The organism is Bradyrhizobium sp. WBOS08 (assembly GCF_024585125.1).
Classification (GTDB): domain Bacteria; phylum Pseudomonadota; class Alphaproteobacteria; order Rhizobiales; family Xanthobacteraceae; genus Bradyrhizobium; species Bradyrhizobium japonicum_B.
The window spans coordinates 878,066-892,857 of sequence record NZ_CP028988.1 but is presented as its reverse complement, the minus strand read 5'-3'; the positions used below and the strand labels follow the sequence as shown (position 1 = coordinate 892,857).

At 64.3% G+C, this 14,792-nt stretch carries 15 protein-coding genes; all 15 read right to left on the bottom strand.

The annotated features are described in order from the left end of the window. Positions 1 to 110 precede the first annotated feature (110 nt). Positions 111 to 1,082, bottom strand: coding sequence for a lysylphosphatidylglycerol synthase transmembrane domain-containing protein (locus DCM80_RS04175; protein WP_257195857.1), 972 nt, complete (start codon positions 1,080 to 1,082; stop codon positions 111 to 113). A 111-nt stretch (positions 1,083 to 1,193) separates the two neighbouring features. Then, complete coding sequence (locus DCM80_RS04170) at positions 1,194 to 2,954, bottom strand: hypothetical protein (protein ID WP_257195856.1); 1,761 nt, start codon at positions 2,952 to 2,954, stop codon at positions 1,194 to 1,196. A gap of 4 nt (positions 2,955 to 2,958) precedes the next feature. Next, the gene (locus DCM80_RS04165; RefSeq protein ID WP_257195855.1) at positions 2,959 to 3,513 is read right to left on the bottom strand and encodes a WbuC family cupin fold metalloprotein; all 555 of its coding nucleotides are present in this window, start codon (positions 3,511 to 3,513) and stop codon (positions 2,959 to 2,961) included. Between the two features lie 10 nt (positions 3,514 to 3,523). Next, positions 3,524 to 4,189 carry a class I SAM-dependent methyltransferase gene (locus DCM80_RS04160; RefSeq protein WP_257195854.1) on the bottom strand — a complete coding sequence of 222 codons (666 nt, stop codon included), beginning with the start codon at positions 4,187 to 4,189 and terminating at the stop codon, positions 3,524 to 3,526. A gap of 25 nt (positions 4,190 to 4,214) precedes the next feature. Next, positions 4,215 to 4,607, bottom strand: a complete 393-nt coding sequence (locus DCM80_RS04155) for an LIC12192 family sporadic carbohydrate cluster protein (RefSeq protein ID WP_257195853.1) — start codon at positions 4,605 to 4,607, stop codon at positions 4,215 to 4,217. Further along, a complete protein-coding gene (locus tag DCM80_RS04150; RefSeq protein WP_257195852.1) occupies positions 4,600 to 5,406 on the bottom strand; it encodes a sporadic carbohydrate cluster 2OG-Fe(II) oxygenase in 807 nt (268 codons plus the stop codon). Before DCM80_RS04150 ends, DCM80_RS04155 begins: the two co-directional genes overlap by 8 nt. Further along, the gene (locus DCM80_RS04145) at positions 5,403 to 6,521 is read right to left on the bottom strand and encodes a DegT/DnrJ/EryC1/StrS aminotransferase family protein (RefSeq protein WP_257195850.1); all 1,119 of its coding nucleotides are present in this window, start codon (positions 6,519 to 6,521) and stop codon (positions 5,403 to 5,405) included. Before DCM80_RS04145 ends, DCM80_RS04150 begins: the two co-directional genes overlap by 4 nt. Next, the gene (locus tag DCM80_RS04140; RefSeq protein ID WP_257195849.1) at positions 6,511 to 7,617 is read right to left on the bottom strand and encodes a DegT/DnrJ/EryC1/StrS aminotransferase family protein; all 1,107 of its coding nucleotides are present in this window, start codon (positions 7,615 to 7,617) and stop codon (positions 6,511 to 6,513) included. The genes DCM80_RS04145 and DCM80_RS04140 overlap by 11 nt, the downstream gene beginning before the upstream one ends. 8 nt (positions 7,618 to 7,625) lie before the next feature. Continuing rightward, positions 7,626 to 8,585 carry a transketolase family protein gene (locus DCM80_RS04135; RefSeq protein WP_028137043.1) on the bottom strand — a complete coding sequence of 320 codons (960 nt, stop codon included), beginning with the start codon at positions 8,583 to 8,585 and terminating at the stop codon, positions 7,626 to 7,628. Between the two features lie 10 nt (positions 8,586 to 8,595). Further along, positions 8,596 to 9,444 carry a transketolase gene (locus DCM80_RS04130; RefSeq protein WP_257195848.1) on the bottom strand — a complete coding sequence of 283 codons (849 nt, stop codon included), beginning with the start codon at positions 9,442 to 9,444 and terminating at the stop codon, positions 8,596 to 8,598. Continuing rightward, positions 9,419 to 10,456 (bottom strand): aminoglycoside phosphotransferase family protein, encoded by a 1,038-nt coding sequence (locus tag DCM80_RS04125; RefSeq protein WP_257195847.1) that lies wholly within the window; start codon positions 10,454 to 10,456, stop codon positions 9,419 to 9,421. Before DCM80_RS04125 ends, DCM80_RS04130 begins: the two co-directional genes overlap by 26 nt. Continuing rightward, on the bottom strand, positions 10,453 to 11,064 hold the full coding sequence (locus tag DCM80_RS04120) for a hypothetical protein (protein ID WP_257195846.1): 612 nt from the start codon (positions 11,062 to 11,064) through the stop codon (positions 10,453 to 10,455). The genes DCM80_RS04125 and DCM80_RS04120 overlap by 4 nt, the downstream gene beginning before the upstream one ends. Positions 11,065 to 11,069: 5 nt before the next feature. Next, entirely contained in the window at positions 11,070 to 12,071 is a 1,002-nt protein-coding gene (locus DCM80_RS04115; RefSeq protein WP_257180554.1) for an NAD(P)-dependent oxidoreductase, read from the bottom strand. Positions 12,072 to 12,098: 27 nt separating this feature from the next. After that, positions 12,099 to 13,664 (bottom strand): PfkB family carbohydrate kinase, encoded by a 1,566-nt coding sequence (locus DCM80_RS04110; RefSeq protein ID WP_257195845.1) that lies wholly within the window; start codon positions 13,662 to 13,664, stop codon positions 12,099 to 12,101. Positions 13,665 to 13,746: 82 nt separating this feature from the next. Further along, entirely contained in the window at positions 13,747 to 14,763 is a 1,017-nt protein-coding gene (locus DCM80_RS04105; protein ID WP_257195844.1) for an SDR family oxidoreductase, read from the bottom strand. Positions 14,764 to 14,792: the final 29 nt, after the last annotated feature.

Genomic DNA, 14,792 nt, shown 5'->3' with positions numbered 1-14,792 from the left:
CGGCCGGGACAGCGCCGCGCCACAGCAGGGGCGGCTTCGATCGATGGCATCCGGCTCGTCGGGTTGCCGCGGCAGTTCCGTGCGGTTGCACGTCCTTCAGCTCCGCGCAATTACCGCTGATGGAGCGGAGGAGCAGTATCATTCGGTTCGGCGCCGTAAGCCGCACGCTCGGGCGCAAGCAGCCACACAGCGCCCCCGATGAATCCGACAATGAGATTGCCGAGCCCAAGCAGGATGGATATTGCGAGCGCCTTGTCGGATGCGATGCCGACAAGCCCAAGCGCGCCGACCATCGCTCCTTCACGAATGCCCCATCCTCCGATGGAAAGCGGGACGGCGGCCGCCATGATCACCAGCGGCACGAGGACGAATGCGTCGAGTGCGGACAACCCGGCGTCCAGCCCGATCGCCAGGGCATAAGAAGCCGCTATGGTCAGGAGATGAACGACAACAGCCGAACCGAACAAGGCTTCACGTCCTGCTCTCGCGAGTAGCGGAGCCTCGAGCAGCGCCGCAAACTGCATGACCCGGGCGGGAAGAACGGCAGTCACTCGGGCCGGCATCCGAGTCAGCATCATGAGGACGATTGCGCCGGAATATGCGGCAGCGACGATCGCTGCGATGGCGAACAGCAAGACGTTGTCATGGATACGCGAGATCAGGAATGGCATTCCCGCCAAGATGAGGAAGCCGAGGGTCAGAAGGCCGATGAACCGATCTGCGACGATGCTGCTCAGGGTCTGCGACCACTTGATTCCATGGCGCCGCAACATCCATATGCGGATCGCTTCGCCGCCGGAGGGCAACACCTGATTGAACCAGGCGCTGGCAAGCACGATGCGCCATCCGGCCACCCAATCCAGGGACACGCCGATCGCGCGGAGGATGAGAATCCAGCGGTTGCACAGGGCGAACGTCTGCGCGAACAGCAGCAACATCGCCAGCGCGAGCATGTGTAATTCAACGGCGAGAAGGTCGGCTTTGAGTGACGAGAGATCGAGGTCGCGTGCGACCAGAACGATAATGCCGGCTGAGACCAAGAACTTGGTCAGGACAATGATCGTCTTCTTGCCAGGAGGCATCGTCAGCCCGTTCCACCCGTCAGCAGCCAGTCCTTCCCGGCGTCGCGCATCGGCTGGATGCGAGCGGCCGGAGGAGAGCGATCGGGAGCCATAGTATGAGCATTGCTTTGCCTATCGGGCCCCAAGGCCCGACTCTTCGCAGGACGGCGCGGGTAACGCCAGCAGCCAGGCGGTTCCACGTACTCCGGGCCGGCGGCAAGGTGGCCGGTATTCAGCTCTTGCCAAAGGAATCGGCAGATTGTCCTTCAATTGCACGAGCTCGCCGCGACCTTGCGTGGCCGACGGCGCATCCTCGAGGACGGCTCTCATCAGTTCGAGGAGTCTGATGCGATCGGGCGGCGGAATGCTGGGCGCAGCGCGGTAGCGCCAGGTCTCTCGGCGTGGGGGGCAGGGAAAGAACTCGAGGTAGGAGACCGTGCAGGCGTCGTTCCGGATAGCCCCGGAACTGTCGAAATCCCCACAATGATCCGTGTACACGAACGACCGCTCTCGATTTTCATCCCGCAGCATCATCTGAGCGACATTCATGTCGGGGGCGCCCAGGCAGCGGGAGCGATACGAGAACAGATGAGGATTCTCTATATGGAGCCTCACGACCTTTGGTTCGGGGTCAGCAAGCAAGGCTGCCCGAACTTGCCGCTGGAGATCCGAGTTGATCAGCCCGTCATAGAGAAGCCGTTTGGAGTCTTGCACCATGGACAGCGCGAACACGGTGAGCAGGCCGCCAGCCAAGCCGGCGCGCAATCGTGCTCCCGGAACCAGCTGGATGAACGTCGCCATCAGCAACAAGACGCCGACCTGCGAGGGAAAGAGCAGTCTGGATTCCCCCCGCATCACGTCGCCATAAATTCCGGTGATGGCGTAAGGCATTGCCCCGAGGAGGGCGATTGCGGCTCCGAGCGCCAACAGCAGCATCGCGTTGGCGGACGAGACTAAGCTCCTCAACAGCCATGGAGTCCAGAATGCGCTCGCGGAGAGCAGAGCGGAGCCGACCATGGCGGCCAATGCCAGGACTGTGGAATTGCGGCTTCCCAGCAGCCCGAACCCGTGAGAGTAGGCGTATTCCAGGCCGGTCCGAAAGGCCATGAAATGGGCAACCAGCGCTTTCCGGATGACGACAGGGTCGGACACGAAGCTATATTGTCCGGCGTAGTGACCGCTCTTCCCCAGGATCGTCATCCGCAGCACAATGATGGTCGCGACGGCCAACCAAAACGGAGCGAGCCGCGCGAGCGTCCGCGTCCAACGTTCGCCGGGAGATCGGGCCAGCACGACCCGGAGAGGCTCGAGGGCGATCAAGGTCTCCAGCGACAATGAGAAGAACAGGCAGAACGGCGCGGCCCATCGAAGCGCCCGCACTTTCGAATAGGTCAACTCGTAAGACAACAAATAGAAGAGCAGGAAGACGTCGTAGACGGCGTTCTGCGTGAGGCGAATGACGTAAAACGGGCTGAGCAGGAAGAGAGCCGCAAACAAGGCAGCTATCGGCTTCGTGTGGGGCGACCTTTGGAGGATGGAGTAGAGCAACACGCCGTTGGCGAGGTGGCAACCCAGACCTGCGAGGCGCGCAGCGACGTCCGGCATGTCGGGCAAGAGAACGACGAGCAGCGACATCGGCACGATGAAGCCGGCATGGGCCGCTTCATACAGCACGCGGAAAAGTCCGGGGAGGCCCTCGGTCCAGTAGGTGTAGTAAACGCTCCAATCGTCGCCGAAGACCTCGCGTGCGAATAATGCGGGCAAGCTCGCACCAAGGGCCAGAACCGCACCGACCCAGACATATCCGATCCCCATTCGCTCGCGCATGTAGGAAAGCGCGGCGAGTGGGATCGTCTTCCAGCGGAAGCCGTTGGGACTGGCCGGCTCGATCATGGCCTCAGGCCCTCGCATCGCGGCCTTGATGTTCGATGACGAGCCTGCCGATCTGCGTGACGTAGTCGTGCACTTCGACGGCGTTGCTGCCATCGGGCGCCCAGTCCGGAAAAACCGTCCGGGAGGGATCGAACGGACCGGCGGTGGTTTCGTGGAACACCAGCCATTCCGAGGTGATCAGGATCGAATGAAAGACCTTTTCCGGCATGCGGTAGTAGCAGCGCTTGCCCTGGCCGTAGGGTGCCATCTCGAGCACGTCGCGAATGCGGCCGTCATCCTCGAAGATCACGACCTGCGCGGTGCCCTCGATGACGTGAAACGATTCGGGTTTACCGAGATGCTTGTGAGGCCGCACATAGGCCTCCCGGTGGTGCACGATCAGCATCTCGTGCAGGCCGGATGAGGGATCGGGATGCGTGCACAGCCGGCTGCGCAGCCGCGGGTTGCCGGCGGCGATGCGCTTCAGCTCCGCGATCGTGGCGTCATCCGCCGTGACGATGGCGTCGTCCGAATAATACACTTCGGGATTCTGTGCGCGCAGCGAGGTCGGCCGGCGCACACCCGTCGTCTCATTCGAAGAAGATGAACCCATGGTCGCCCCGGTACCCGCATTTGTCGTAGATCCACGCCCAGGTTTCCGGGCCGTGGAAGCTCAGGCAGGTGAGCTGCCAGTAGAGCAGATTGGCCTTCTCGCGCTCGTTGCGGAAGGATTCCACCATCAGGTATTTCGAGGCGCCGCGTCCGACGCGCTCGATCTCGGGCACCGCGCGGAACACGTCCTCGAGCGGAAGGTTGTGCAGCACGCCGAGCGACACCACGAGGTCGAAGCTGTGATCGGGGTAGGGCAGCTCGACGGCGTTGCCGACCTGGAGCTGCGGCCGGATCTCCTCCTTGGCATTGGCGATGCCGTACTCGGAGATGTCGATGCCGGCGACCTTGACGCCGGGGACGAGCTGGGTGAACTCGTAGAGCAAATAACCCTTGCCGCAGCCGACGTCGAGCACGCTCATGCCGGGCTTGATGCCGTAGCGATCGATCAGGGTCTGCGCGAGCGGGCGCCAGCGTCCGTCATAGCGATAGCCGCCATAGCCGTAGCGCCGGTCGCCGTCCCAGTAGTCGCGGCCCCATTGCCGCGCGACGGTGGCGGATTCCGCCTTGTCGTGCTCGACCACGCGCTGAACGTAGTCCCGCCTGGTCGAAGCGTGCATCGGCTGGAGCAGGTTGATCTCGCTCATGGGGCTCAACCGGTCCGCGGCATCGTCACAGGATAGTTGCGTATTTGTTGACCAGCAGGATGTCCTCGACGGCCTGGATGTCCTTCGGCGAGGACAGCGTGATCTCCTCGACGGCTGCGTGGAGGTCACAGCCTTCGCGCAGCACGCGGTCGTAGATTTCCCGCCGGCGGGCCTCGTCCGGCGGCAGCATGAAGATGCTGTAGAGAATCATGCCGCGCAGCTGCGGCAGCTCGTCGAGGATGTCCTCGAGCACCATGTAGCTGCCGGGCATGATGTGCTCGACGGCGCTGAGCAGGAACTGCAGGTTCTTCCGCCGCGCATAGTCGCGGATCACGATGTTCTGGACGTGCTGCGGGGTGCGGCTGCCGTTCAACGGCCGGGCGCCGATATAGCCGCGATGGCCGGCTCGCTCAGCCATGGAAGCCTCCCGGCAGCTTGTATTGCATGCCGACCCGGGTCGCCGGGCGCAGCAGGATCGGCTCGAAGAACTCGCCGAAGCGCTTGTCGGCGTAGGGCGACATGATGCTCTTGAAGCGGCAGTTCATGCTCCACCGCGTGCCGGGCTCCTCGTTGACGCGGTTGCCGTGCATCAGGGTCTGATTGAACAGCATCACGTGACCGTAGGGAATCTCGATGAAGGTCGCGTGCGGCTTGATCGTCTTGTAGAGTTCCTCGGCGCTGCGCAGGCTTGCCATCCGATCCTGCATCTCGCCGTTCAGCGACGGCGGGAGCAGATACATCGCTTTGGTGCGGTGCACGTCGACCAGCGGCACCCACACCACGACCTCGAACGGCGAGTCGCCCGACCAGACGTCGGAATGGGTGGCGAGCAGCGAGGAGCTGTCCCCTGGCATCTGGATGCTGAGATTGACGCGGCGCTGCATGCACAGCTCGTTGCCGACGATGGTTTCGATCGTCGAGCGCGCCAGGCGGAAATAGGTGGGCCGGAACCACGGCTCGGCATTGAGGCCGTTGAAGACGTGCAGCCGCAGGCCGTTGAGATCGTCGACGCTGACCCGCGTATGGATGCCGTCGAGCATCGCATAGGGATCGTTGCTGTGCGGCAGCTTCAGGTAGTCCGCCGCAAGCTCCGCAGCGCGCCGCTGGATGCGGTCGAGCCCGGCGCGATCGTCGGCCGGCGTGGTGACGAAGCCGTCGTCGATGAAGCGCTGCGCCAGCGCCTGCTCGTCGGCCTGAAGGAAGTCCGTATCCGTCATGCAAAGTACTCCCGGGCGGTCGCGCAGATATAGCTGATATCGGCGGCCGACAGGAACTGGTTGATGGGAAGCGTGAGGATCTGGTCCGCCTGCCGCTCGGTCACCGGGAACGCGCCGCGGCCGTGACCCAGATGCGCCGCCGCCGGCTGCAGGTGGATCGGGATCGGATAGTGGATGGCGGTCTCAATGCCCTTGTCGGCCAGAAATTTCTGGAAGTCGTTGCGGCGGTCGGTCTGCACCACGAAGGTGTGGAAGGTGTTGAACTCGATGTTGCGGCAGGGCGGGATGAACAGGGGCAGGCCTTCGAGCTCGGCGCGGTATTGCGCGGCGTTGCGCCGCCGGCGTTCGATCACCGAGGGCAGGTGACGCAGGCGCACGCGCAGCACCTCGGCCTGCAGCGTGTCGAGCCGTGAGACGATGCCCCATTCCTGGACGTCGCTGCGGTTGATCAGGCCATGGTTGCGCAGCCGGCGGATCCTGGCGGCGAGGGCCGCGTCGGCGGTGACGAGGAAACCGGCATCGCCGGCCGCGTTGAGATTCTTCAAGGGATGGGCGGAGAAGCAGCCGAACGTGCCGATGGTGCCGCTCATCCGGCCGTCATAGGTCGAGCCGACCGCCTGGGCGCTGTCCTCGATCACCGCGAGCGCGTGCTTGTCCGCGATCGCCATCAGCGGGTTCATGTCGGCCATGCGCCCGGTCAGATGCACCGGCATGATCGCCTTGGTGCGCGCCGTGACCGCGGCCTCGACCGCGGCCGGATCGATGTTCTGGTCCGGCAGTACGTCCGCAAACACCGGCGTGGCGCCGACCGCGATGATCGCGGCGGTCGAGGCCACGAACGAATTCGGGGGCGTGATGACCTCGTCGCCGGGGCCGATGTCGAGCGCCCGCAAGGCCAGGATCAGCGCGTCGGTGCCGGAATTCAGCGTCACCACATGCGGCGAGCCGAGATAGGCCGACAATTCCTCCTCGAGCTTGCCGACCGCCGCGCCTCCGATGAAGTCGCCGCGCTGGAATACACCTTCCACCGCCTGCATGATCTCGGCGCGCTCTTCCTCGAATTGCGCGGGAAGATTGACGTAACCGATGCGCCGGCGGCCGGTGTCAGCGTCCATGGCAGAACTTCCTGACGGTCTCGATGACGCGGTCCTGCTGCGCGCGCGTCAGATGCTGGTCGACGGGGAAGCTGATGACCTCCTTGGCATGGCGGTCGGTGACCGGGAAGGTGCCGGGTGCGTAGCCGAGATGCTTCAGGCCTTCCTGCTGATACAGCGGGATCGGATAGTGGATCTTGGCCTCGATGCCGTTGTCCAGGCAGTACTTGTAGAGCTCGTCGCGGCGTTCGGCGAACACCATGTAGAGATGGTAGACGTGCTTCACGTTGGGCCGGCGCGGCGGGACGCGCAGGCCAGGCAGGCCGGCAAGGCCCGCGTCGTAATAGGCGGCATTCTCGATCCGGCGCCGCGTGATTTCGCTGGTCTGACCGATCAGCCAGTTGCCGACGACAGCCTGGAGGGAATCGAGCCGCGAATTGCAGCCCAGGATCGCGATCTCGTCGCGGTTCTTCATGCCGTGGTTGCGGATCAGGCGGAGCTTCTCGTTCATGCCGTCGTCATTGGTGACGACGACGCCGGCATCGCCCCAGACGTTGAGGTTCTTGAGCGGATGCAGCGAGAAGCCGGCCGCGACGCCGTGGGTGCCGGAACGCTTTCCCGCAAACTCCGACAGGATGCCCTGGCAGGCGTCCTCGACCACGGGCAGGTTGCGACGTTTGGCGATCGCCATCAGCTTGCCCATGTCGGTGACCTCGCCGGTCAACTGCACCGGCATGATCGCCTTGGTCTTCTCGGTGATCGCGGCTTCGACCTGGTCGACGTTCATGCAGAAGGAATCGTCGCAATCGACCAGCACCGGCCGCGCGCCGGTTTCCGCGATCGCACCGACGGTGGCGATGAAGGTGTTGGCGGCGGTGATGACCTCGTCGCCATGACCGATGCCGAGCGCCTTGAGCGGCAGCTTCAGTGCGTCAGTGCCCGATCCGACGCCGATGGCGTGGCGCACGCCGATCAGCTCGGCAAAGCGCTTCTCGAATTCGGCAACGGGCTTGCCAAGGGTGAAGTCACCGGTCGCAACCAGCCGGCCGATCTCGGCCAGGATCGGAGCGGGGTCGGAGAATTGCTCGAGCAGATAGGAATATCGAACGTCGTACATGTGACCCGTCAGGTGGAATGAAGTTGAGGAGCGGAGCTGCGCGACGCCGCGAGCGCGTGCTCGATCGACGTCGCGATGGCGTTGGCGGACAGTCCGTGCTTCTTCAGCAGCGAATCCTGCGAGCCGTAATTGTGCATGAAGCGGTCCGGCAGCGAGAGCCGGAGCATGGCGGGAAAGCCGGAGCCGAGCCTGTCGATCAGCGTTTCGGCGACGGCGCTGCCGAGGCCGCCGGAGGGCACGTGCTCCTCCAGCGTCGCCACGAGCTTGGTGCCGCGCACCGCCTGGAGCAGCGCCTCGGCGTCGAGCGGCTTCACCGTATGCATGTGCAGGATGCCGGCGCGAATGCCTTGCGCGGCGAGCTGGTCGGCGGCGGCGATGGCGCGCTGGAGCATGATGCCGGTGGTCACCATGAGCACGTCGCCCGGCGGCCGCATCAGGATGGCCTTGCCGATCTCGAAGCCGTGCTCGGCCTTCGAGACGATGGCGTCGCCGCCCTTGCCCAGCCGGATGTAGATCGGCCCGGTCCAGTCGAGCGTCTTGTCCATCATGCGCGCGGCCTCGTCGGCGTCGCACGGGCAAATCACCGTCATGTTCGGCAGCGCCCGCATGATGGCGATGTCCTCGATCGCCTGGTGCGTGGGGCCGAGCGGCGCGTAGACGAGACCGCCGCCATTGGCGATCAGCCGTACCGGCAGGTTGTGCAGACAAAGGTCGACGGCGACCTGCTCGTAGCAGCGGCGGGTGAGGAATGTCGCGATGGTGTTGACGTAGGGCACGAAGCCCTCCATCGCCAGGCCGGCCGACATGCCGATGATGTGCGCCTCCGAAATGCCCTCGATCAGATGGCGCTTGGGAAACTCCTTGCTCATCGCGCGCAGCGTGCCGGCGCCGGGATCGGAGCCGATGTAGAGCACGCGCTCGTCGCGCGCGGCGAGCTTGTGGACCATGTTCATCGCGGTGTTGCGCATGGGGAGCCGATCAAAAATCGCCGACGGCGACGCGAATGGCGTCGAGCTCGCTGTCGGTCAGCTTGTTCTTGTGATGCCAATCGGCGTTGGATTCCGCGGCCGGCAGACCCTTGCCTTTGACGGTATGGCAGATGATCGCTGTGGGTTTGCCCGGAACGGCCGGGACCTGCTTCAGGACGGTGCGCAGCGCGCCGATGTCGTGGCCGTTGAGCTCCTGCACGGCAAAGCCGAAGCTGCGCCATTTGTCCGCGAGCGGCTCCAGCGGCAGGACGTAATCGGTCGGTCCGTAGCTCTGGAGCTTGTTGTAGTCGATCATCGCGACCAGGTTGTCGAGCCCGTGCTTGGCCGCGCCCATCGCGGCCTCCCACACCGACCCCTCGTTGATCTCGCCGTCGCCGAGCAGGACGAAGGTCCGGTAGCTGCGCTCGCGCATGCGGGCGGCGAGCGCAAGGCCGACGCCAATCGACAGGCCGTGTCCGAGCGCGCCGGTCGAGGCCTCGACCCCCGGCACCATGCCGTATTCGGGATGTCCGCCCAGGATACTGTCGGAGCCGCAGAAGCCCTCGAGCTCCGACAACGGGAAGAAGCCGCGATCGGCGAGCAGTGCATAGAGTGCGAGACAACCGTGGCCCTTGCTCAGGATGGCGCGATCGCGATTGGGATCGCGCGGGTTTTGCGGGTCGATCCGCAGCACGTCGTCGTAGAGCACGCGGACCATCTCGATCAGCGACAGGGCCGGGCCGACATGGCCGCGTCCCGCGGAGCGGACAGAACCGAGGACCAGGCGGCGCAAGTAGAGACTGCGCTCGTCCAGCGTGCAGGTGAGGGCGGCTTCAGCGTGGGGTGAGATCTGGATCACGTTTGCAAATCGTTTGATGAAGCCGGCGGGCTTTGTCGAGCTGGCCGGCAAGGCGGACCGTCAGATCGCCACCTTGCGCAGCCAGAGCGCGCCGGGAGCGGCTTTCGGGCAAATAGGCATTCAGGACAATCAGGCACCAAATCGCCCCGAACACAGGATACAGCACGTCACGGCGGATCGCAAACGCGTCATCCCCGGCTTCGAAAGCGCGCGAGAGCCTCTCTATCAATCGGTTCGCGCTGGCCGCGGGCAGATCGCTGCCTGGGTGAATCGCGGTGTCCGACACGAGCTTGACCGGATCGTCCCACCCGAAATATTCGAAGTCGATGAACCGCAGCCTGCCGTCTTCGGCGCGCAGCGCATTGTGCAGCCCGAAGTCCGAGGGGCTCAACGCGCGATGAGCGGGCGGAAGGTCCGCTGCGGGATTCCGGCCGAGTTCCGCATAACGTCGACGGAGGCGTCGGACGGCGGCGGCGGTGGTGGGAACCAGGCTGCCGTCGATGAACGCACGCAGATCCGGATCATCGTCCGCGGCCCGCCTCAGTCCGTCGAGGCGCTGCTCATACTGGGCGATGGCTTGCTCGGGCGAGAAGATGCTGGCCGAGGCGTTCCGCAGGGTCTGCGCCCCCTCGGCGTCGCGCAATGTCTGCAATTCGATCAGGAAATCGGCCAGCTGGTCGGCATCGTTCTCCTGGGGACGCAGCACCGCCGCGTCATCGTCGAACCATTGATACAGCGCGCAGAATGCATCTGCGTCCTTTGCGATGGGCCGCGGCGTCGACGAGATGCCGTGGCGCGACAGAAACGTGAGCGCGTCGTATTCCTGTCCCAGGCGATCGCGCCCGTCGGATGGATAATGCTTGAGGGCGAGGGGCGGTCCCTTCGCCATCTCCAGCCGAAACACCCGGTTGTTGCCGCCGGACCGCGCCGGTTGAGCGGCCACGACCTGCGCGCCGGCGAGGCGGCTGCCGATCGAAATTGCATCCAGCGCGTTCAGGTCCGGCTCGCTCATCGCGCGAACACCCCGCTGCTGATGTCCGCCCAGCTCGCGATCGGCTCGCAATGGGCGGGATGGGGCGGCCGCGACTGCGTGAACAGGATCGATCGCGTCGCCTTCGGAAAATGCGGCTGCTCGAAGACGTCGACGAGATCGTCGATGAAGATATCGAGCTTCAGGCTCGCGAGCCGCTCGACCTTGGCCGCCAGCGTGTCCTCGAAATAGACATTGCCCGCCGCCAGCGCCGCATCGGCGGTGTCGACGAGACCTGCAGCTTTCAACCAGCCGCGTGCGGCTTCGCGCAAGTCGACGCGGTCGGGGTCCTGATGGCCGAACTGCGTCTTGTGGCTGACGATGTAGACGCTGGCGCCGGCCTTGCGACAGCTTGCGAGGAACTCGCGGACCCCAGGATAGATTTCGGCGCCGCCGATGCCCTTGCCGTAGACGAAGCCCTGCAGTCCCTGCCAGGCAAGCTCGCCGCCGGCACGAGACCGCAACAGGTCCCGGACCTCGCTCTTCAGCCCCTCCCAACCCTCCGGCACCAGCCCACGTTGACGCGCGACGGCGGCAAAGACCTTGTCGTAGCAGATGATCGTGTTGTCGAAATCGATGCCGATCCGCACGCCGCTCACTTCAGGCTGATGTTCTGCATCATCTTGATGTTGAAATACCGGGGATCGTTGAGCGAGTTCGGCAGGCGGCCGGCCTTGAAGGCGTCCACGAGGCCGGATACGGCCTGCTCGATCGTGTGGGTCGGCGCAAATCCGAGCTCGCGGCGGATCTTCTCCGAAGACACGTGGTAGGAGCGCAGATCGTCGGTCGGCTCGACGGCGACGTCGACGTTGTCTCCGACCACCGATTTGACGATGTCGGCGATCTTCATCAGCGAGTGGTTTTCATAGCCGATGTTGTAGGTCTTGCCGTCGATCTTCGCGTCGTCCTGCTGCAGCAGGAACAGATAGGCCGCCGACATGTCCTGGATGTGCAGGTTGGGCCGCTTCTGCGTTCCGCCGAACACGCGGATGCGGCCGGTGTTGACCGCGAGGTTGGTCAGGATGTTGACGACGACGTCGAGCCGCTGCCGCGGAGCGTAGCCGCAGACGGTGGCGGGACGAACCGTGCAGGTGACGAAGCCGGGCGCTGCCTCTTCGGCGAGGTCGGTCTCGCACATCGCCTTGAACTTGGAGTAGTCGGTGAGCGGCTCGCAGGACAATTCCTCGGTCACCTCGGCCTCGTCCTTGATGCCGTAGACGCTCGACGAGGAGGCGTAGATGAAGCGCTTGATGCCGGCCTTCTTCGCCGCGCGCACCATCGGCCGGAAGCAGTCGTAGTTGATGGACTTGCCGAGCGCCGGGTCCAGCTCGAACGAGGGATCGTTGGAGATGCAGGCGAGGTGGATCACCGCGTCGTTGCCGCGCAGAGCCTCGTTGACCGCGGCCTCATCGCGGATGTCGCCCTTGATCAGGCGCAGGTTCGGATTGTCGCGAACGGCGTTGAAGACGTCGTCACCGTACATGAAGAGGTCGAGCACCGTGACCTTGTGGCCGGCCGCCAGCAACTGGGGAACCAGCACGCTGCCGACATAGCCGGCGCCACCGGTGACCATCACGTTCCATTTCCGATCAATCACTGTCGTTCTCCAGGTTTTCCGTTCGCGCTACTTCAACAACGCGGTGACGAACTTGACCAGCGGTGCCTTTTCGACCGAGTTGCGGTGACCGACGATGCCGACCTTGATCGCGCCCGCCGCATTGCCGATGAAGGCGACGTCCTCGATGTTGCCGCCGGCCGCCACCAGCGGCGCCGTGATCGTCAGGAAGGCATCGCCTGCGCCGACCGTGTCGACCACGGTCTTGGTGAAAGCGGGCACGCGCGCGACGCCGGTCTTCGACGAGAACGGGTAGCAGCCGAAGGAGCCGTGCGTGATGATCATGTTGTCGCAATCGATCTTGCGGTGCAGGCCGTCCTCGATCACCGATGCGATGTCGCTGAACTTGTCGGTGGCGGCCAGCCGTGCTTCCGGCGCGTCGATGCAGATGTAGTCGGCCCGCGGATATTTCGTGATCAGGTTGTAGCCGTGGTTGCCGCTGTTGCTCTGGGCGTTGACCGCAAGGAACTTGGAGTTCGCGATCAACGCCTCGATCGTGCTGGACGCGATCATGCCGTGACCGAAATCGGTGACGATGACGACGTCCGCGGCGCGCACGCGCTCGGTGGTGACGCGGTCGATCTCCTTGCGCGTGGTCTCGTCGAGCGGCGTGTCGTCCATCGTATAGACTTCGAACAGCTTGTGCAGATAGCCCATCTCGACGTAGCGCAATTTGCGGGTCGTCGGACGGCCCTGAATGCGGATCGGAGTCAGCGTGACGTTCGGGCGGACATGCGCGCGAATGAACTCTTCAGGGTAGTCGTTGCCGCCCAGCGTGGTGACGATCTCGACCGACTTGCAGAAGCTCGCGACGTGGTTGGCCGCTGCAATGACGCCGCCTGCAAATTGCTCGCCGTTCTTGAGCAGGGTGGCGACGATGTTCTCCTTCGAAGCCTTCCCGAGCGCCGTGACGTATTGGTATTCGTCGATGATGGTATCGCCGACCAGCACGACGTGCATGTCCTGGATCTTGTCGATCAGCTTCAGCAGCCGCTCGGCGCCGCCGCCTTCGCGCACCTTCTGCAGGTAGTCGCGCAAAGGTGGATCGTAGATGTCGAAGTAGCGGTTCAGCAGCGACGACGAGCTGAAGGTCACGTCGCGCGTGAAGACGATTCGCCCACCATGACGTTCGACGGCCTCGCGCTCGATGGCGATCTTGCCGGTGACGTCGTCCTCGGGATTCTCGTAGTCCGAGCCCTTCACGTAGATGTCGGGGCGCACGGTATCGAGCACCGGTTCGGCGCTGGAGGTCTGGTTGATGCCGACCCAGTCGACCGTGCCGAGCGCGGCCAGCATCTCGGCACGCATGTTCTCCGGGAAGATCGGCCGTCCCGGGCCCTTGTTGACGAAACGGTCGGCGGTGATGGTCACGATGACCACGTCGGCCTCGTTGCGCGCCGCCAGGATGTGCCGGACGTGGCCGAGATGCACCAGATCGAACACGCCGTGGCAGAGCGCGACGGTCAGGCCCTTTGCCTGCGCGGCACGCGCCATCTCGCCGAGCTCCTCGACCGTCTTGATCTTGTCGTGCGGTGCCGGATGGACGGCCGGTTTGTCTGTCTGAGGATGAGCCATATGAATTACCCAAAGCGCCGGTAGGTCTCAGATGGCCGCCCGGAAATGATCGAATCGCGGCAATGATATCCCGCGCACCTGTTCAAGAGCTTGCCTTCTGGGCCGCGCCGCCGTCGTCACCGAGATATTTGAACCAGTCCTTGGTGGCGTCGGCGATCTTGTCGACCGTCCACAGCGGCGCGTCCTTGTACTGATCCATCGATTTCAGCATCGTCGCAACGCCGTCCTCGAATTTCACCTTCGGCGCCCAGTTCAGGACCCGTTTGATCTTGGTAATGTCGGCGTAGGTGCAATCGGGCTCGCCCGGACGTTTGGGGATGTGGACCTTGTCGCCGCCGAGAAGCTCGACCAGCCGGTTGACGCTGTAGGTGTTGTCCGAGCCGACGTTGAATATCTCGTGCGAGATATCGGAGCGCGCGGCGGTCACGAAGGCGTCTGCGACGTCGCTGACGAAAGTGAAGTCGCGCGTCTGTTCGCCGTCGCCGACCACCGTGAAGGGTTTGCCGGCGAGCTTCTGCGCCATGAAGACGCCGAACACGGCACCGTAGGTGCCGGTGGTGCGATGGCGCGGCCCGTACACGTTGAACAGGCGAAGCGCGACCGCGGGCAGCTTGTAGACCTGGCACCAGTGCATGACGCACTGCTCGCCGAGATTCTTGGTAAGCGCGTAGGGGTACATCGGCCGGATCTCGGCGCTCTCCGGCGTCGGGTAGGCGTCGGGAATGCCGTAGCAGGACGACGATGCGGCATAGACGAAACGGCGGACGCCGGCGTGCCGTGCCGCCTCGAGAACGTTGACCGTGCCGTCGACATTGGCGCGATGATACGGGATCGGGGACTCGATCGAGGGAACGATGTCGGCCAGCGCCGCGAGGTGGAAGACCCAGTCGACACCGTGGAAATACGGCCTGATCGAGTCGAGGTCGGTGACATCAGCCCGCACCACCTTCAACCGGCTCGAGCTGGCGCGCGAGGCCAGGTTTTCCGGGCGACCGATGACGAAATTGTCGAGCGCGACGACCTCGTGGCCATCGTCGAGGAGGCGATCGACGAGGTGACTTCCGATGAAACCTGCGCCACCAGTGACAATGCATTTCATGGGGAACATCCGTGACGCGAATGCCCAGC